Source organism: Halovulum sp. GXIMD14794 (assembly GCF_054457455.1).
Genome location: NZ_JBTLNF010000008.1, coordinates 70,460 through 89,500 on the forward strand (window position 1 = coordinate 70,460; position 19,041 = coordinate 89,500).

Here is a 19,041-nt window from a genome sequence, read left to right on the forward strand (position 1 = left end):
ACAAATCAAGACAAATTTGGAATCGGACATTGAGGGAGGAAAGAATGTCGATCCATCACCGGACCACCGCGCTCGGGTTGGGCTGCCTTGCGGCCCTTGGCTTATTGGCTTCGGCAGCCGCGGCGCAGGACTGCAGCGGGATCTCTCAACTGGCGATCGCGGCCGCGCAGGATGACGGAGGTTTTGATGACGTCTACGGCCCCGAGCGCGCCATCGACGGAGATTTCGACCCCGAATCGCGCTGGTCGTCCGAGGGTGCGGGAAAGATGCTGCTATTGGACTTGGGAGCAGCGCAGTCCATCCGCGAAGTCGGCCTGTCCTGGTACAAGGGCAATGAACGTAGCACCCGGTTCAGCATCGAAACGTCACTTGATGGCCAGAGCTTTCAGTCGGTGCTTGGCGAGACACAGAGCGAGGCGCTGACCACTGCGATCGAGCGTTTCCCTGTGGAGGAAACCGAGGCGCGTTACCTTCGGGTGACGGGCTATGGCAACGAGAAGAGCGACTGGAACAGCTTGCTCGAGGTGCAGGCCTTCGGCTGCGGCTCGGGCGCGATCGCCACGACCGGCGACGGGTCGGACGTAGCCGTTGTCGACGGAGTCAGCGCCTACGGGTTACGCACTGACGTTCCGCCCAGCGAGAATTTCGACCTGAAGCGTTGGAAGATTACCCTGCCTGTGGACCGGGACGGAAACGGTAAGGTCGATGAAATCGAAGAGAACGAGCTTCAGGGTTGGTCCGACCCCGAGTATTTCTATACCGACCCGGTCACCGGCGGCATGGTGTTTCGCGCGGTGCCCGGTGGGACCACGACGCAGAATTCCTCCTACGTGCGGACCGAGTTGCGCGAAATGCTACGCGGCGGCGACGAGAGCATCAGCACGCGGATCGACGACGGCACGCCCAACAGGAACAACTGGGTGTTCTCGAGTGCCCCGGAGGACGTGCATGAGCTTGCGGGCGGTGTGGACGGCACGCTCAGCGCGACGCTGGCCGTGAACCGTGTCACCCGGATGGGCGAGGCCGGCAAGGTCGGGCGCGTCATCATCGGTCAGATCCACGCCAAGGACGACGAGCCGATCCGGCTGTATTACCGCAAGCTGCCGACGAACAAGTTCGGGTCGATCTACTACGCGCACGAACCGGTCGGCGCAGATGACATCTACATCGATGTGATCGGGGACCGGGGGGACTTCGCCGAGAACCCGGCGGACGGGATCGCGCTGGACGAGGTGTTCTCCTACGAGATCCGCGTGACCTCGGAAGAACGGGATGGCGCGCTACGGCCTATGCTGCACGTGAAGATCATCCGCGACGATGGCACGGTGATCGAGGCCGAGCCGTTCGACATGGGCGACAGCGGCTATTCTACGGCAAACGATTTCATGTATTTCAAGGCAGGGGCCTATTCGCAGAACAACACCACCACCTGGCCAGAGCGGGATTACGATCAGGTGACGCTCTTCAAGCTTGAGGCCACGCACGAGTGAGCGGTTCGCGCCCGGTCGCATACCCGAAAACAAAAAAGGCGCCGGCAGATGCCGGCGCCTTGAATTCCTGTCCGATCAGGCCGAGGCCGATCAGTTCTTGGCGTAGAATTCCACGACCAGGTTCGGTTCCATCATCACCGGGTAGGGCACGTCCGACAGGGTCGGGGTGCGGGTGAATTCGGCGGTCATCTTGTTGTGGTCGGCAGAGATGTAGTCCGGAACGTCACGTTCGCCCAAGCTGGTGGCTTCCAGCACGATGGCCAGTTGCTTCGAGCGGTCGCGGACCTCGATCACGTCGCCTTCCTTGACGCGGTACGACGGGATGTTCACGCGCTGGCCGTTCACCTTGACGTGGCCGTGGTTCACGAACTGGCGGGCAGCGAACACGGTCGGCACGAACTTGGCGCGGTAGACGACGGCATCCAGGCGGCGCTCCAGCAGGCCGATCAGGTTCTCACCGGTGTCGCCCTTCAGACGCTCGGCTTCGGCATAGATGCGGCGGAACTGCTTCTCGGTGATGTCACCGTAGTAGCCTTTCAGCTTCTGCTTGGCGCGGAGCTGGAGGCCGAAGTCCGACATCTTGCCCTTGCGGCGCTGGCCGTGCTGGCCCGGGCCGTACTCGCGGCGGTTGACCGGCGACTTGGGGCGGCCCCAGATGTTCTCGCCCATGCGGCGGTCGATCTTGTACTTGGCAGACGTGCGTTTGGTCACGGCTGGATCCTTTCATCATGTATGAAAGGTGCTTTCCTTTGCCTCCCCCCCTTAGCGGGTTCGGCCGACAGGCATCCCCTTGCGGGGGCCACAAACACCAAATATCCCGATGACCCTGTCGGGCCCCGGAAACCCGGGCCTTATACAGGCCGCCGCAGCGGAGTCAACGCTCCATCCGGTGGGAGAGGTGCTCGGCCCGCCGCGACGATCACACTCCGCGTTCGGACGCTCCTTGCCACTTGCGCGCCAATGGATCCGATGTGCAATGCTTTCCTCTGCAACTACTCCTTCACTGCGGAGCATCTCCTTGGAAACCTCGCCGTCCAGACTTCTCTATGCGCACATCAGCGAGCAGTTGCTTCCGCTCTGGGCAATCATCTTGATCATACTCATCACCTTGCCCCTGATGGCCCTTCTCGGCTTTCGGGCCGGCCGGTCCGAATACATCAGGCGGGGCTATGCCACGAAGCCTCCGTCGTCTCTGCCAGGCGATACGTCGCTTGGCGCGATGCTCGCGCTTCTCGGGCTCCTACTGGCATTCACCTACGGGTCGGCGATGAGCTGGATGAACGACCGTCAGACCGCGCTGGTGAACGAGGTGTCGATGATTGGCACCGCTTTCCTGCATGCGGATCTTCTTGCAGACCCGGGAAGGACCGATCTCAAGACGGCGCTGCTTGACTACGGGAGGACGCGCCTGCCGGCCGATCATGCGCTTCGCACCAGGGAACAGTTGGACGCCTATCTAACGCGGACGCTCGCGGTTCAGGCGAAGTTGTGGCCGTTGGTGCTAAAGGCGACCGGTGGCGACACGCCCGCGCCGATCCGCAGCCTGATCGCGACCGATATCACCAGCGTCCTAGACGCTCATACGGACCGTGTCGCCGCGTCTTCGAAGAGTATCGCCGATATCGTAAAACTGATGATCCTGCTCACCGCATCGGTGTCGATCTTCCTGGTCGGAAACCGCTCCGCATTGCATGGGCGCAAGCTGACCTGGCGGACGTTCTCCTTCGCGGGAACGCTCTGCCTGGTGATGATCGTCGTGACCGATCTGGACCGGCCGGTGGAGGGGCTGTTGCAGGTCCGCCACGGCACCATGCTCGCGGTGGTCGCCGACATGGAACAGGCGATGGCGCGCTAGGGTCAGGTTGATCCGGCGCAAGCCTTGGCGCGGCGGTACGGCATACCTAGGTCTGGGGTCCACGGAAGGATCGGACATGCAGCATTTCTCGCTTCTCGACCTCGCGCCCGTACCCGAAGGCGGCACCGTCGCAGACGCGCTCTCCAACACGATCGACCTTGCGAAACAGGCTGAGGCGCTGGGCTACCACCGCTTCTGGCTGGCCGAGCATCACAACATGCCCGGGATCGCCAGCGCGGCGACCGCGGTGGTCATGGCCCGGGTCGCGGCCGAAACCTCGCGCATCCGGGTCGGCGCCGGCGGGGTGATGCTGCCCAACCATGCGCCGCTGGTGATCGCCGAGCAGTTCGGCACGCTGGCGACGCTCCATCCCGGCCGGATCGACCTGGGGCTCGGTCGAGCGCCGGGGACGGACCAGCCGACAATGCGGGCGTTGCGACGGTCGATGGATCGTTCGGACGATTTCCCCGGCGATGTAATGGAGCTGCTGGGCTATCTGCATGGCGCAGACCCTGACGCCCGTGTCAGGGCGATCCCGGGCGAGGGCACGGGCGTCCCGGTCTGGATCCTCGGCTCGAGCCTTTATGGCGCGCAACTCGCGGCGCAGCTGGGCCTGCCCTACGCATTCGCCTCGCATTTCGCGCCGCAGATGCTGGACCAGGCGCTGAAGATCTATCGCGCACACTTCCGCCCCTCCGAGTGGCTGGAACGGCCCTACGCGATGATGGCCGCAGGCGTCTGCGCCGCCGATACCGACGAGGAGGCGCGCTACCTGCAATCCTCTCAGATCCTCGCCTTCGCGCGCTTGCGTTCAGGGCGTCCCGGCAAACTGCCGCGGCCGGTCGAGGATGTCGGTGCCGAGGTGCCGCCCGTTGTGCGTGCGCAGGTCGATGCGGCGCTGTCCTGCGCGGCGGTCGGCAGCCCGGCGATGGTACGGGCTCGCTTGACGGAACTCGTGGAGCAGTACCAGCCGGACGAGCTGATGGTGACCGGCATGATCCACGACCACGCAGCCCGCCGCCGGTCTTTCGAGATCGCCGCCGAAGCACTTGTCGAAATCGCGGCCGATCCCAAGGCGACAGAGTAAGCCTCTCTTAGGGCGGTTGGTCGCCTGCGATGGGGCCGGTGCCCCCTGTTGAGAGGTTTCTGAGCAATTGTCGTCCCTCGCTGCGCCGCGTCTTTCCGGACTGACTGGAAGGGCGAGCTGCGAATAGACCGTGCGCCAGGCACTTTGCGCTGCTTAGCGCGACGTTGCCTCTGAAGGGAAAGAGGCCGCCGCACAAGCGAGAGTGCTAGGCCAGAGTTCGAACCGTCATTCAGCCTGTCGCAGAACGGTCGTCATTCCCTTTCCCCGCACCGCCCAGCCGAGCTTTCACCCATTCGCGCATGGACTGCAGCGCCGCGTAGAGGATCGGGACCAATATGACGCCGAGCACGGTTGCGGCGAGCATGCCGCCGAAGACCGCGACACCGATGGCGCGTTGGCTCGCGGCCCCTGCACCGCTGGCTGCGACCAGGGGGATCACGCCGAGCAGGAAGGAAAGCGCCGTCATCATCACCGCCCGGAAGCGCTGGGTCGCGGCGTCGGCCGCCGCCTCGCGGATCGACAGGCCGTCGTCGCGCCGGGTCATGGCGAACTCAACGATCAGGATCGCGTTCTTAGAGGCCAGTCCGATCAGCATGATCATCCCGATCTGCGTGTAGAGGTTGATGTCCGACCCGGTGAGAGCGACTGCTGCGACCGCGCCGAACAGCGCGACGGTCACCGACAACAGGATCGCCAGCGGCATAGTCCAACTTTCGTACTGCGCCACGAGGAACAGATACCCGAAGAGCAGCGCCAGCAGCAGGATCACCTGGACCAACCCGGCCGAGGCCAACTGCTGCTGTGCCGTCCCGGTCCATTCGAAGGCGTAGCCAGGCGGCAGCGCGGTCCGCGCCTCTTCCTGCAAGACGCGGATCGCGTCGCCGGACGAGAGGCCCGGGGCCGGGATCGCCGTTACCGTTCCGGAGCGGAACAGGTTGTGACGGCGGAGTTGTACGGGGCCAAGCACATCCTCGACCTCGACCAGCGTCGACATCGGCACCATCTCGCCCTGTTGCGAGCGGACGAAGAGCCCGCCGATGTCCGAGACCTCGGCCCGCTGGTCGCCCTCGGCCTGGATCATCACCCGGTAAACCCGTCCGAACCGATTGAAGTCATTGATGTAGAACGAGCCGAGATAGGCCTGCATCGTCTGGAACACCTCGGAGACCGGCACCCCGAGTGTCTTCGCCTTCTCTCGGTCGAGATCGACGAAGACCTGCGGCACGTTCGAGCGGAAGGTGGTGTAGGCCTGCCCGATCTCGGGCCGCTGGTTCGCCGCGTAGACCAGCGAGCCCAACGCCGCGGACAGGTCCTGCGGACTGCCGCCGCCGGTCTGCTGCACTTCCATCTCGACGCCTGCGCTCAGGCCGAGGCCCGAGATCGGCGGCGGATTGAACGCGACGATGGAGGCGCCGATCTCCTGCGAGGCTATGCCGAGGATCTGGTTGAGCACACCGTTGGCGCTGAGCTCCGGCGTGTCGCGCTCATCCCAGGGATCGAGATTGACGATGATCATCGCGCCGTTCGACCCACTGCCGTTCAGCATGCTGAAGCCGTTGACGAGCACCGTGTTCGACACGCCGGGTATCTCGGCGAGCTGCGCATTGACCCGGCGCGTCACGGTCTCGGTCCGATTGAGCGCGGCCGCGTCGGGAAGCTGGATGTCGACGAAAAGGTTGCCGTTGTCCTCGAGCGGGATGAACCCTGCCGAGGTGCGCGACATGATCCCTCCGGTCCCGAGCATCAGCGCGAGGATGATCACGAGCCCCAGCACCGGCGCGCGCAGAAGTCGGCGCACCCCGAACATGTAGCCCGCGCGCATCCCCGAGATGCCGCGCTCGAACACGGCTTGCAGCCCTCTCGCCTCGCCGGTTCGAGGCTTCAGGATCAGCGCGCAGAGTGCCGGCGACAAGGTGAGTGCGTTGATCGACGAGATCACCACAGCGGTCGATATCGTGACCGCAAACTGTGAATAGAGCCGCCCGGTGATGCCAGGCATGAAGGTGACGGGTACGAAGACCGCCAGCAGCACAAGCGTCGTCGCGATGATCGGCCCGGTGATCTGCCCCATGGCGCGGCGCGTGGCTTCGGCCGGGGAGAGCCCCTCTTCGAGGATGATCCGCTCGACGTTTTCGACCACGACGATAGCGTCGTCGACAACGATGCCGATGGCCAGCACCAGGGCGAACAGCGAGATCGTGTTGAGGGACATGCCGAACACTAGCAGGAAAGCGAAGGTGCCGATCAGCGAGACCGGGATCGCCACGGCCGGAATCACCGTCGCGCGCAAGTTGCCGAGGAAAAGGAAGACGACGGTGATCACCAGGATGAAGGTCAGCACCAGCGTCGATTGAACGTCGGCCAGAGACTGTTCGACGAAGAGCGTGCTGTCGTAGGGAACTTCGTAGGTCACGTCGTCCGGGAATACAGCCGACAGGCGGTCGAGTTCAGCCCGGACCCGCTCGGCCACCGCAAGCGCGTTCGCCCCAGGCGCCTGGTAGACCGCCAGAACCGTCGCGGGCACACCGTCGTACCGCCCCGAGGCGTTGTAATAGCTGGCCCCCAGTTCGACCCGGGCGATGTCGCGGACGCGTACGATGCTCGACGCATCGCCGGTGCGCACGACGATGTTGCCGAACTCTTCGGGCGACGACAGCCTGCCTTGCGTCTTGATCGTATACTGGAAGGTCTGCCCTTCGGGCGCGGGCGGGGTGCCCAGCTGACCCGCGGACACCTCGACGTTCTGCTCCCGCACAGCCGAGATCAGATCCCCCGGCGTGATGCCCAGCGAGGCCATCCGGTCGGCGTCCATCCACAGCCGCATGGCGTACTGGAAATCGGTCAGAACCTCGGCATTGCCGACGCCCTGAACCCGCGCCAGCGCATCCTTCAGGTTGATCGAGGCGTAGTTGGAAAGGAACACCTCGTCATAACTGCCGTTCGGCGACACGAGGGTCACTACCAGCAGCATGTTGGTCGAGGATTTCTTGGTCACCACGCCCGAGTTGGTGACCTCGGACGGCAGCGCCGAGGTTGCCTGCGCGACGCGGTTCTGCACGTTGACCGAGGCGATGTCGGGATCGGTGCCCACCTCGAAGGTCACGTTCAGTGAATAGCCGCCCGAATCCGACGAGGTCGACGTCATGTAGAGCATATCGTCGACGCCGTTCACCTGCGCCTCGATCGGGGCGGCGACGGTGTTCTCGACCGTCTCGGCGTTGGCGCCGGTATAGTTCGCGCTGACGCTGACGACCGGCGGAGTGATCTCGGGGAACTGGGCGACCGGCAGCGCGGCATAGCCCAGAACGCCCATGACTGTGAGGACGATCGAGATGACCAGCGCCATCTTCGGGCGGGTGATGAAGATCGACGAGAACACCAGCTCAGTTCCCGCCAGTGCCGGCGATCACCGCGTCGACGGTGACCCCGGGACGGACACGTTGCAGGCCCTCTACGATCACGGACTCGCCGGGCTGCAACCCCTCCGAGACGACGACCGCCGTGCCATAGGTCCGGCCGGTGGTAACGTAGCGCTGCTCGACGGTCTGCTGGGTGCCGACCACCAGCACGAACTCCCCGCGCTGGTCCCGCTGCACCGCAGCCAGCGGAATCATGGTGCGCTCCACCGGGTTGATCGCCTGGATCCGTACGTTCACGAAGGCCCCGTCGAGGATCAGCCGTCGTGCGTTCTCGAATTCCGCGCGCACCGCAATCGCGCCGGTCAGAGGATTGATGCGGTTCTCGACGAAAACCAGCCTGCCGGCCTCTTCCAGGTCGACGCCGTTGGGTAGACCGACGAAGACATCCGGCCCGTGATCCGGCAATTCCGCCGCGCTCGGCTCGCCATAGGCCAGCCGGACATCCAGCAACTCCTTCTCGCTGAGCGAGAACGACACGAAAATCGGTGCCTCGCGCACCAGGGTTGCCAGCGGCGCATTGCCCGGCCCCACCACGTCGCCGACACTTACCCCGATCCGGCCCAGCCTGCCATCGAATGGCGCACGCACCTCGGTGTAGCTCAGCTCCAGTTCGGCCTGCCGGACCGCTGCCTGCGCTGCCCGGACATCCGCCTCCGCCGCCAGCTTGTTTGCCTGCGCCACGTCCTGCTCGGACTGCGGTATGGCTTCGCGGGCGACCAGCTCCGATTTGCGCTCCAACTCGATCGTGGCGAGATCCAGGTTTGCCTCGGCCCGGGCCAGGTCCGCGCGCCGGCTTTCCAGTGTCGCTTCGTAAGACTCTGGTTCGATTACGAACAGCAACTCGCCGGCGGACACCGCGGCGCCATCGGTGATCAGGGCTTCGTCGAGGTAGCCATTGACCCGCGCCACCAGTTCGATCCGGTCTTTCGCTTCGCCCCGACCGACGAATGTCGCCTCCTCGGTGATCTCCTCCGTATACGCGGCAGCCACAACGACCTTCGGAGGCGGCGTGTCCTGAGCACCGGCTGTTGCTGCGGCAAAGACCATCCCCAAGACAAGCATTCTCATCAGTGGCACCATGATTCTATTTGGTTGCCTGAACGCTAACAGCAGCGGATGGATTTCCAAAACTCGGAGAACGGCGTGGGTTCGGTGCGATCTACCCCGATGGAGTGGACCGGTTTCAGAAGTTTTCTGAGATAACCGGGTGAAGGCCTTTTGGCGGGCTGAATGGAATGCCCCTCTGAAGGGGGCCACCAACAGGTTATATCTACCCCTCTATTTGGAGGACCAGAAGATGGCAGGGAAGCGAGTGAAGCCCGAGACCATTGTCACGAAGCTTCGGCAGATTGAGGTGCTGCAAGGGTAAGGAATGAATGTCGCGGACGCGGTGCGCCAGATCAGCGACACACAGCAGACATTCTAACAGTAGACATACTAACGGTGACGTAGCCAGTACGGCGGCATGAGTCGGGATCGACTGAAGCGCCTGAAGGAGTTGTAGAAGGAGAACCAGCGGCTGCGGCGTGCTGTTTCCGATCTGGCGCTCGAGAGGCTGATCCTGACGGAGGCGGCAAAGGTAAACCCCTGCGCCCTTCACGCCGTCGCAGATGCATAGACCGCGTGTGACAGACCCTTGGCATGTCCGAACGCCGGGCCTGCCGCACGCTCGGCCAGCACCGCTCGACCCAGCGCAAGGCTCCCGTGGGGGCGGACGAAAAGCAGCTCACCGCGGACATCACCAGGTTGGCACGACAGTACGGCCGCTATGGCTATCGTCCAGTTACGGCGCTGCTGAACCAGGCTGGCTGGCATGTGAATCACCAGCGGGTCGAGCGGCGAACCATCAGTCCGAGGACGATGGCAAGCGGAGGCGTGAAGGGCGGAAGGCTCCATCAAAGCAGAGAAAGCGCTGCCGGCTTTGGCTCAACGAGGGATCGTGCATACGGCTGCGGCCGGAACGGCCGAACCACGTCTGGTCCTTCTACTTCGTCCGGGACCGGACCCATGACGGTCGTCGGCGATGCTGTTACCCAATCACTTCAAGCTCTTCGATCTGTCTGGGTTTGGCGCATTGGGGAAACCAATTGTGATCGAGGCTGAACGAGGTAGCGCATGTTGTCTTACTCGGCCTATCTGTGGACCACGTTGGACGACAAGCTGCCAGGCCCGCTAGAAAATCCTTGGAATAAAAGTGTTTTATGTATGGTGGCGGAGACGAAGGGATTCGAACCCTCGAGACGGTTTAAGCCGTCTACTCCCTTAGCAGGGGAGCGCCTTCGACCACTCGGCCACGTCTCCGAGGACGCGTATAGCCAAGCAAACATGGAGACTACAAGGCGAAACTGGCCCCTTCCCGAAAAAAATCCAGAACCCCAAAGCCGGCTAAGATGGCACCGAAAGGCACTGGGTTCGGGCATGATCCGGTCAATTTTCCCTAACACAGAAGCGCGCTGAATACGTGGGGGCAATCCAGCCGGGCGCGCCGCGCTTGCGTTCGCAAATAACGCAATGGCCCAGATCGCGCGCCTTCCTCTTGGGCTGCGTCGAGACGGAGTCTTGCTGGTGGCCAAAGCCTGGTGATCTCGAGTTTCTCGGTTGCCGCATACCCCGTTCGCAGTCGTCCCCATCGCGCAAGCCTTCGAGCACGATGCGGATCTTCTTCACCGGGGAATGCTGTTTGCGGGTACGACGGTAGAAGTCCCGTCGAGGCGCTTCGAGACCGGACAAAGTGCGTTGACCCACTACCTACCGGTAGGTAATATTCACGGGCTCTGTACCCTATCAGGTCTGCGGCGGCCTTCCCTTGACCGAGCCAATCAACCGGAGAAAACGATGAAGACCATCGCGATGATCGGCCTCGGGATGGTCTCGGGTACGCATGCTGCGGCGATTGCCGACATCGGTGATCGTGTCGTGCTTGGAGGGGTGATGTCCACTTCTCCAGACAAGGCGCGCGCCTTTGCCGCGGACTTTGCTGCGAAGCATGGTCTACCTGAGCCCAAGGTCTACGAAAGCGTCGAACAAATCGCGTCAAACCCTGAGATCGATTTTGCGCTGGTCTGCACGCCGCCGAATGCGCGGCAGGAGATTGTCGATGCGCTGGTTGCCGCCCGAAAGCCGATCCTGCTTGAGAAGCCGATCGAGCGCACGCTGGAGGCCGCCGAGAAGATCGTCGCCACGTGCGAGAGCGCCGGCGTGCCGCTGGGGATCATGTTCCAGCACCGGGTCCGCGAGGCCTCGGTAAAGTTGGCCGGGATGCTGAAGGCACAGGCTTTCGGAGAAATCGCGCTGGTCGAGATCGTCGTTCCGTGGTGGCGGGAACAGGCCTACTATGACGAGCCGGGCCGGGGCAGCTATGCCCGGGACGGTGGCGGGGTGCTGATCAGTCAGGCGATCCATACGATGGATCTTGCGCTGTCGCTGGTCGGGCCGGTCTCGGCGGTGCAGGCGATGGCGCGGACGAGTGCGCTGCACAGGATGGAGTCCGAGGATGTCGTGACCGCGGGGCTGGAGTTCGCCAGCGGGGCGATCGGGACGCTCTATGCATCGACCGCCAGCTTTCCCGGGCGGCCCGAGAGCATTACCGTCCACGGAACAGAAGGGTCGGCGCTGCTGGCGCGCGGCGAGTTGCAGGTCGACTTGCGCGATGGGAGCACCGAGACCTTCGGCGCCGCCGGCGGCACCGGAGGCGGTGCCGACCCAATGGCCTTTACCCACGCCTGGCACCAGGGTGTGATCGAGGACTTTGCCGAAGCGCTGGATGCAGGGCGCCCTCCGCTTGCCACCGGGCGGGAGGCGCTGGAGGTTCATCGCCTTATCGCCGCGCTCGAGACCTCGTCGTGGGAGGGGCGCCTGATCCGCCTTGCGGATCTGGTCTGACGGTCAAGAAGGGCCGCAGTTCCGCCTAGCGGCGGTTTTTTCTGCCAGACTGGACAGAGTGCTGGACACCAAAAACATCGCATGTTTCCCTGCGGGCGCGGGATACGCCTCCCGCATCCGCCTGCCACGACGCGGGCCAACGTTTGTCCGATCTACCGGACACTGAAGGAGGAAAAGCATGCGTTTCACCACATCGACCGCGCTTGCCGGGGCGCTTGCCCTTGGCCTGGCCGCCACGGCAGGGGCTCAGACCACCACCCTGCGGATCCAGAACCACCAAGCGCCCGATTCGACCTCGGGCCGGCTGATCGGCGAGTTCGTGGAGAACGTTCACGCCATGTCGGGCGGCGATATCGCCATCGAGATGTTCTATTCCTCCGCCGTCGTCGCCTCGGCCGAGACTTTCGATGCTGCCGCGGACGGGATTCTCGACTGCGACATGACGAACGGTTCGTACCAGACCGGCAAGAATCCCGCCTTCCAGTTCGTCGCCGACACGATGGGCGGCTATGACACGCCCATGCAATACCAGGCATGGGTGAATTTCGGCGGCGGGCGCGAGCTGATCAACGATCTCTACAACGAATTCGGCATGACCTTCGTGGGCGCGCATGTCGGCGGTCAGGAGTCGCTGAACTCGACCAAGCCGCTGAACGGCCCCGACGATCTGAAGGACTGGAAATTCCGCTCGCCTCCGGGGATGGAGTCGGAGATCTTCGCGAACCTCGGCGCCTCGCCGATCGTGATGGATTTCACCGAGATCTTCACCGCGCTCGAGACCGGGATCATCGACGGTGCCGACGCCTCGACGCTGGCGGTTAACGTGGGTCTCGGGATCTACGACGTCGCCAAGCACACGACCTTCCCGGGGTTCCATTCGATGTCATCCGATCACCTGGCGTGCCGGACCGAGGTTTGGGAAGCCATGCCGGAAGCGCACCAGGCAATTATCCGCACCGCCGAGAAGGCGCTGGCAATGGATCTGATCATGCTCACCCTGGTCGAGAACGGCGAGGCGCTGGCCGACCTGCCCGGGAAGGGCGTAACGATCTACGACTGGTCGGCCGAGGATCGCGCGACCTTCCGTGATGCGGCGCAGACTGCCTGGGACGACTGGGCGACCCGTTCGCCCGAGACGCAGGAGTTCGTGGACAGCCACAAGACCTTCATCAAACGGATCGGTTTGAGCGAGTAAGGCGTTAAGCATACTTCATCATGAAAAAGGCCCGGGCGCGGAAGCGCCCGGGCCTTGGCTTTTTGGGCTGATCCCCCTCAGGCCGCTTTCTTCACCTGAGGGCGTGCTTGATCCTCGATCAACGCGGCGTGCAAGGCCGAAATCGCCTGGTTCACCGACTCGCGCGGCACGGCGAATTGCGCATCCACGTTGCGGGGCGTCTGGTGCGCGGCGATCACCTCGATATCAGCCTGTTCCAGCGCGATGAGGCCACGGCTGAGCACCCGCAGACCGCTCAGGTCGCTGCCGATGGCTGCCACGATGGACAACGAACGTGCGCTTATGTCGGCGTTGGGATAGGTGCCTTCGAGGTCAGCGATCACCCGCCGCACGACCTTCAGCGAGGCCTCTACATAGTGGGTGATCGTATTGGCGTTCGACGTCTTGGACACGATCCGCACATTATGCCGCTTGAGCGCGTCCAGCGTGGTCGCGTCATAACCTTTCACGCCGACCATGTCCTGCTCGAAAAGTTCCAGCGCCACAACGCTAAGGCCGGTGACGATCTCGACTGCCGGATCCTCTCCGGCCTTGTCGTCAATCAGCGTGCCGGGATCGCCCGGATCGAACGCGTTGGTCACGCGCAGCGGAATCGAGGCCTGCCGCAGGATCTTGGCGGCGTTCGGGTGGATCGCCTCCATCCCCATGTTCGCCAGCTGATCGGCCACGTCGTAGTTCGTGTGCCCCAGTTTGCGCACCGCATCTTCGCCCACCAACTTGGGGTCGGCCGAGGACAGGTGGAACTCCTTGTGGATGATCGCCTGTGCCGCGCCGGTGTGGGCCGCGATGTTCGAGAAGGTGACCTCGGAATAGCCGCGGTCGTACTCGCGCATCAGGCCCTCGGCGCATTGGGCATAGCCGGTGACGATGGGCAGTTCGCGCGTAAGGTCCACGTCGTCGAGCCCGGCGGCGATGCGCTCGGCAAGGCTGTACTCGCCCTCGTTCCGCCAGCCACTCAGGTCGACGAAGCGGGCGTTTACGCCGGAGCGCTGCAGCAGCAGGCTGGTGACGAATGCGGAATGCGCCTCGCCCAAGCCGGATAAAAGCTCGCGGACGACCATCATGTGGCTCGACAGCCGGAAATGGCCGTAGGAGCAGAGACGCTGCAGATCGAACAGGCAGGAGCGCGCGCCCTCGATCCGCTCGCGCACGAAGTCATCGGCCAGCGCCAGATCGGCGCTGTCGTCCAGAACGGCGTGATGCGCCTCGGTCATTGCGGCCGAAACCTTGGTCAGCGCCGAAAGCCAAGCGTGGTCGTCGTCGGCATTGGCGAACAGCGCGTAGACGCCGGGTGTACCGGATTTCTTATGTTCCAGCAGCAGGTCGGTGATGCCGCCGAAGGCCGACACCACGAAAACGCGGTGGTAGAGGTCTTCGTCGGTGCGATTGCCGATGAACAGCGTGTCGCGCAAGTCGCGCACGCGGCTCATCGAGGTGCCGCCGATCTTCTCGACGGTATGTTCGGGAAAAGCCATGTATGGAAATGCCCGGCGCGGGGCCGGGCTCCTCTGTTGTCAGCTATCGACCAGCGCGTAAGAGCCGTCGGCCTGGTGAACTTCCTTGCCGGTAACCGGCGGGTTGAAGCAGCAGGCCATTACCAGCTCTTCCTCGGCGCGGAGGATGTGGCGGTCGTGCTGGTCGAGCGCGTACATGACGCCGGGCAGGATCTCGTGCGTCTGGCCGGTACCCAGATCGGTGATCGAGCCCTTGCCTTTCATGCAGAACACGCTCTCGAAGTGGTTCTTGTACTCGAACTCGTGCTCCGAGCCCGCGTTCAGCGTGGTGATGTGGAACGAGAAGCCCATGTTGTCGTCGGCCAGCAGCATGCGGACCGAGGTCCACTGGGCGTCCGACACCACGCGGTGCGGTTCGGCTTCGGGGATCTTGTTCAGGTCGCGAACGATCATGGAATTACTCCGCGGCGATGGTCTTGGGGGAGGAAACCACGTCTTTCGCGGCTTCCAGCACGATGTTCAGGCCCTTGCGGAACGTGTCCTCGGGCGTGGTCAGCGGCGCGAGCACCTTGACCACCTGATCGTCGGGACCGGAGGTCTCGATGATCAGGCCTTTCTCAAAGGCGCGGCTGCAGATCTCCGAAGCCAGATCACCGGTGCCGACGTCGACGCCCTGCATCAGGCCGCGTCCCTTGAGGAAGGCGCCGGGTACCAGGTCGGCCAATTTCTGCAGGCCGTCTGTCAGGATTTCAGCCTTGGCGGCCAGTTCCTTCTGGAAGGCGTCGTCGGCCCAGAATTTCTCGATCGCGACACGCGCGGTCACGAAGGCATGGGTGTTGCCGCGGAACGTGCCGTTGTGCTCGGCCGGGCCGAACACGTCATGGCCAGGGCGGACCAGCACGGCGGCGAAGGGCAGGCCGAAGCCCGACAGCGACTTCGCCATCGTGACGATGTCCGGCGTAACGCCCATCTCCTCGAACGAGAAGAATGTGCCGGTGCGGCCGCAACCGGCCTGGATGTCATCGATGATCAGAAGCGCACCGTGGTCCTTGGCGATCTGCGCGATCTGGCGAACCCACTCGGGGCTGGCGGCGGTCAGGCCGCCCTCGCCCTGGACGGTCTCGAGCATGATTGCGGCGGGCGCGTCCAACCCGCTGGACGCGTCGTTCAGCATTGTCTCCAGCAGAACTGCCGTATCCGCATCGCCCATGTAGCCGTCATAGGGCAGGCGTGTGACGCCGTTCAGCGGCATCGCGGCGCCGCCCCTGTGATAGCCGTTGCCGGTCGCGGCCAGCGCGCCCATGGTCACGCCGTGGAAGCCGTTGGTAAAGGCGACGATATTGGTGCGGCCGGTGACCTTGCGGGCGATCTTCATCGCAGCCTCTACGGCGTTCGCACCGGTCGGGCCGGTGAACATCAGCCGGTGGTCCATCTCGCGCGGCTTCAGGATGTGGCGCTCGAATGCGTCAAGGAACTGCGCCTTCGTGTCGGTATGCAGATCCAGGCCGTGCGCGATGCCGTCGCCGGCAATGTGCTCGACCAGCGCGGCCTTCATGTCCGGGTCATTGTGCCCATAGTTCAGCGACGAGCAGCCTGCCAGGAAGTCGATGTACTCGCGACCGCTCGCGTCGGTCATGATCGAGCCGCTGGCCTTGGTGAACAGTTTGTCAAACCCGCGGCAGTAGCTGCGGGCTTCGGATTCGCGTCGGGAAAAGATCGAGATATCGGCTGACGTGTCAGTCGGCATGAGAAAGTCCTCGGTTATGTAAGGGGTCCGGCGTCGCGCGGTGCGCTCAGGCGGCCTGGCGCGCGCGGTCGGCCATGTCGATGGTGACCATGTTTTCGGTGGCGTGCTTGCCGTCGAAATGGTCGTCACGGGTGAAGTAGGGCTCGGCATCCAGCTCGCCGCCCTGCGATTTTGCAAACTTGCGGAACAGCGCCCACGAAGCGTCGTTGTCGCCGGTGATAGTGGTCTTCAGGCGCTCGACCTCGTCGCATTCGTCGCGGCCGTAGAGGTGGTTGAGCATCTGCAGACCCAGGCCCATGCCTCGGGCCTTCGGCGAGACGGCAACCTGCCAGATGAACAGCGTGTCCGGCGTGTCGGGCACGACATAGCCCGATACCCAGCCCACGACTTCGCCGTCCAACTCTGCGGCCACGCAGGTGTCGCGGAAATGGTCGCACTGGATCAGGTTGCAGTACATCGAGTTCTCGTCCAGCGGCTTGCACTGCTTGACCAGGTCCCACACGGCCGCACCGTCTTCCGACGTCGGCTTGCGCAGGACGGGCTGCGCCGGGCTTGGCTTCTTCAGCAGTTCCAAGTTGTCTGGCATCTGGACCGTTCCTCCGATTTGCTTCGATAGACTAAGTAGCGTGCGGGCCATTTGGTTTCAACATCGAAGGAAAATTTCCGCTCATAGCGGTGTATGGTGTGCGGAAAGCCTAGTGAAATATAGGGTTCAAGCGCCATAACGCTTTGTTAATCGAAGTGTGTCGTTTCGGTGAAAAGTTGAAACCCCTTGCGCGATCTGCAAATGTTGGGGGTCGCTCAACCGCCAGCCCGCCGGAGTTCGCATGGACCGCACCGATGCCAGCCTGATTGCCCTGCGCCGCATCCTCCGCGCGACCGAGCTTTTCGGCCGCGAGCTGGCCCGCTCGGCGGGGCTGACGGCGGTGCAGTTCCGCGTGCTTCAGGTCGTCAATGAAAAGGGCAGCTGTACCGCGAAGGAGATTTCCCAGCGGATGCGCGTCTCGCAGGCGACGGTGACGGCGCTGGTGGATCGGCTGGTCAAGCAGGGGATGGTGGTCCGCGAGAAGTCGCAGGCCGACCGCCGGCAGACGAATATCCTTGTGACCGAGAAGGGCCACAGCACAATCGAGGATGCGCCCGACCCGCTCCAGCAGCGCTATGTCGGCAAGTTCGAGGCGCTCGACGACTGGGAGCAGGCGATGGTCGTCGCCTCGCTCGAGCGGGTCGCAGCAATGCTGGATGCTGCCGAACTCGACGCCTCGCCCGTGCTCGATACGGGCGACATCGGACGAACGAGCGAAGCGAGTGATGTCCGCGGCGCGGTCTGATCGTCTGCACGAAGTTGACAGGTCAGGTTTGATCGGCAACCCTTTCGGGGTCTAGCCGCCATCACGGACTTGACGCGCGGGGGCAGCGCCTCAGATGCCTTCAATAACAAGAAGGTGCACCGAACCCGCGCCGACAAAAGGGAGAGTTTTCATGAAGAACGTGCTGCTGACCAGCGCGGCCATCCTGACGCTTGGCGTCGGGGCCACCCATGCCCAGGACCTGAAATTCCCGGTGGGCGAGGGGGGCTTCAATTGGGACAGTTTCCAGGCCTTCGCCGACACCAATGACCTGTCGGGCCAGACGTTGAACGTCTTCGGGCCCTGGCGTGGCGACGACCAGGCCCTGGCCGAGAGCATCTGGGCCTATTTCGAACAGGCGACCGGCGCTTCGGTGAACTACTCGTCGTCCGAAAACTACGAGCAGCAGATCGTCATCGACGCCGAGGCGGGAAGCCCGCCCGATATCGCGATTCTGCCGCAGCCCGGGCTGATCCAGAACCTCGTCTCCAAGGGCTTCGTCGAGCCGCTGGGCGACGAGACGGCGCAATGGCTCGAGGACAACTACGCCGCCGGGTCCAGCTGGCGCGGTATTGGCACGTACACCGGGCCGGACGGCGAGGATCGGCTATATGCCTTTCCCTACAAGATCGATGTAAAATCGCTGGTCTGGTACGTGCCGGACAACTTCTATGATGCCGGCTACGAAGTGCCCGAGACCATGGAAGAGCTCAAGGCGCTCGAAGAGCAGATGATCGCCGACGGCGAGACGCCCTGGTGCATCGGTCTGGGTTCGGGCGGCGCTACCGGCTGGCCGGCGACCGACTGGGTCGAGGATCTGATGCTGAGGACGCATCCGCCAGAGGTCTACGACCAGTGGGTGTCGAACGAGATGCCGTTCGACGATCCCAAGGTCATCGAGGTGATCGAGAAGTTCGGCGAGGTCGCCAAGACCGAGGAAATGGTCGCTGGCGGCGTTTCGGCCGTGGGCGCGACGGACTTCCGCGAAAGCCCGGGCGGCATGTTCACCTCTCCGCCGCAGTGCTACATGCATCGGCAAGCCTCGTTCATCCCGACTTTCTTCCCGGATGGGACCGAGATCGGCGTGGACGCGGACTTCTTCTACTTCCCCGCCTCCGAGAGCGTCGATCTCGGCAAGCCGGTGCTGGGCGCGGGTACGCTGGCGTTCATCACCAACGACACGCCCGCCGCTCGGACGTTCGTCGAGTTCCTGAAGACGCCGATCGCGCATGAGCTGTGGATGGCGCAAAGCGGCTTCCTGACGCCGTATTCGGGCGTGAACACCGACCTCTACGGTGATCCGACGCTCAAGAAGATGGGTGATATCCTTCTGAACGCGACGACATTCCGCTTCGACGGCTCGGACCTGATGCCGGCCGCAGTGGGCGCGGGCACGTTCTGGACCGGTATGATCGACTATGTCGGCGGCAAGTCGGCCGAGGACGTCGCCTCCGAAATCCAGTCCAGCTGGGACGCGATTAAGTAAGGCGCTTGCGCCGCAGGGGTTCCGGTGTGTCCGGGGCC

General features: G+C 63.7%; 14 protein-coding genes, 1 tRNA gene and 1 pseudogene. 8 read left to right on the plus strand and 8 right to left on the minus strand.

Translation table 11 applies throughout. The features are described 5' to 3' along the window. The first annotated feature begins 44 nt into the window (after positions 1-44). A complete protein-coding gene (locus ACW9UR_RS19430; RefSeq protein WP_458918722.1) occupies positions 45-1,490 on the plus strand; it encodes a polysaccharide lyase family 7 protein in 1,446 nt (481 codons plus the stop codon). A gap of 90 nt (positions 1,491-1,580) precedes the next feature. On the opposite strand, the gene rpsD is transcribed toward ACW9UR_RS19430, so the two are convergent. Further along, entirely contained in the window at positions 1,581-2,201 is a 621-nt protein-coding gene (gene rpsD / locus ACW9UR_RS19435) for a 30S ribosomal protein S4 (protein ID WP_458918723.1), read from the minus strand. Positions 2,202-2,508: 307 nt separating this feature from the next. On the opposite strand from rpsD, the gene ACW9UR_RS19440 reads away from it, so the two are divergent. Together ACW9UR_RS19440 and ACW9UR_RS19445 are read left to right on the plus strand one after the other, a co-directional pair. Further along, positions 2,509-3,345, plus strand: a complete 837-nt coding sequence (locus ACW9UR_RS19440; RefSeq protein ID WP_458918724.1) for a bestrophin-like domain — start codon at positions 2,509-2,511, stop codon at positions 3,343-3,345. Between the two features lie 76 nt (positions 3,346-3,421). Further along, entirely contained in the window at positions 3,422-4,432 is a 1,011-nt protein-coding gene (locus ACW9UR_RS19445; protein ID WP_458918725.1) for an LLM class flavin-dependent oxidoreductase, read from the plus strand. A 229-nt stretch (positions 4,433-4,661) separates the two neighbouring features. Here ACW9UR_RS19445 and ACW9UR_RS19450 read toward each other — a convergent pair whose 3' ends face one another. Further along, positions 4,662-7,811, minus strand: coding sequence for an efflux RND transporter permease subunit (locus tag ACW9UR_RS19450; RefSeq protein WP_458918726.1), 3,150 nt, complete (start codon positions 7,809-7,811; stop codon positions 4,662-4,664). A gap of 4 nt (positions 7,812-7,815) precedes the next feature. After that, the gene (locus ACW9UR_RS19455) at positions 7,816-8,919 is read right to left on the minus strand and encodes an efflux RND transporter periplasmic adaptor subunit (protein WP_458918727.1); all 1,104 of its coding nucleotides are present in this window, start codon (positions 8,917-8,919) and stop codon (positions 7,816-7,818) included. Positions 8,920-9,223: 304 nt separating this feature from the next. Between ACW9UR_RS19455 and ACW9UR_RS19460 the strand changes: the two are divergent. Beyond that, positions 9,224-9,920 (plus strand): annotated as a pseudogene (locus ACW9UR_RS19460) (IS3 family transposase); the annotation flags it as partial. Between the two features lie 140 nt (positions 9,921-10,060). Here the strand turns inward: ACW9UR_RS19460 and ACW9UR_RS19465 are convergent. Beyond that, positions 10,061-10,152: transfer RNA gene (locus ACW9UR_RS19465), tRNA-Ser, on the minus strand. Between the two features lie 534 nt (positions 10,153-10,686). Here ACW9UR_RS19465 and ACW9UR_RS19470 point away from each other — a divergent pair. Both ACW9UR_RS19470 and ACW9UR_RS19475 read left to right on the plus strand, forming a co-directional pair. Beyond that, entirely contained in the window at positions 10,687-11,733 is a 1,047-nt protein-coding gene (locus tag ACW9UR_RS19470) for a Gfo/Idh/MocA family protein (RefSeq protein ID WP_458918728.1), read from the plus strand. Between the two features lie 178 nt (positions 11,734-11,911). Next, positions 11,912-12,928 carry a TRAP transporter substrate-binding protein gene (locus tag ACW9UR_RS19475; RefSeq protein ID WP_458918729.1) on the plus strand — a complete coding sequence of 339 codons (1,017 nt, stop codon included), beginning with the start codon at positions 11,912-11,914 and terminating at the stop codon, positions 12,926-12,928. Positions 12,929-13,005: 77 nt separating this feature from the next. Here ACW9UR_RS19475 and ACW9UR_RS19480 read toward each other — a convergent pair whose 3' ends face one another. Genes ACW9UR_RS19480 through ectA form a run of 4 tightly spaced genes read right to left on the minus strand, consistent with a single transcriptional unit; the run spans position 13,006 to position 16,754 of the window. Next, entirely contained in the window at positions 13,006-14,442 is a 1,437-nt protein-coding gene (locus ACW9UR_RS19480; protein WP_458918730.1) for an aspartate kinase, read from the minus strand. A 39-nt stretch (positions 14,443-14,481) separates the two neighbouring features. Further along, complete coding sequence (locus tag ACW9UR_RS19485) at positions 14,482-14,874, minus strand: ectoine synthase (protein ID WP_458918731.1); 393 nt, start codon at positions 14,872-14,874, stop codon at positions 14,482-14,484. 4 nt (positions 14,875-14,878) lie between these two features. Further along, complete coding sequence (gene ectB, locus ACW9UR_RS19490; protein WP_458918732.1) at positions 14,879-16,168, minus strand: diaminobutyrate--2-oxoglutarate transaminase; 1,290 nt, start codon at positions 16,166-16,168, stop codon at positions 14,879-14,881. A 46-nt stretch (positions 16,169-16,214) separates the two neighbouring features. Next, positions 16,215-16,754: a diaminobutyrate acetyltransferase gene (gene ectA / locus ACW9UR_RS19495; protein WP_458918733.1), complete on the minus strand. Its 540-nt coding sequence runs from the start codon at positions 16,752-16,754 to the stop codon at positions 16,215-16,217. Between the two features lie 241 nt (positions 16,755-16,995). Here ectA and ACW9UR_RS19500 point away from each other — a divergent pair, with 241 nt between their 5' ends. Both ACW9UR_RS19500 and ACW9UR_RS19505 read left to right on the plus strand, forming a co-directional pair. Further along, positions 16,996-17,499: a MarR family winged helix-turn-helix transcriptional regulator gene (locus ACW9UR_RS19500; protein ID WP_458918734.1), complete on the plus strand. Its 504-nt coding sequence runs from the start codon at positions 16,996-16,998 to the stop codon at positions 17,497-17,499. Positions 17,500-17,650: 151 nt separating this feature from the next. Next, complete coding sequence (locus tag ACW9UR_RS19505) at positions 17,651-19,003, plus strand: ABC transporter substrate-binding protein (protein ID WP_458918735.1); 1,353 nt, start codon at positions 17,651-17,653, stop codon at positions 19,001-19,003. The last annotated feature ends 38 nt before the right edge of the window (positions 19,004-19,041 follow it).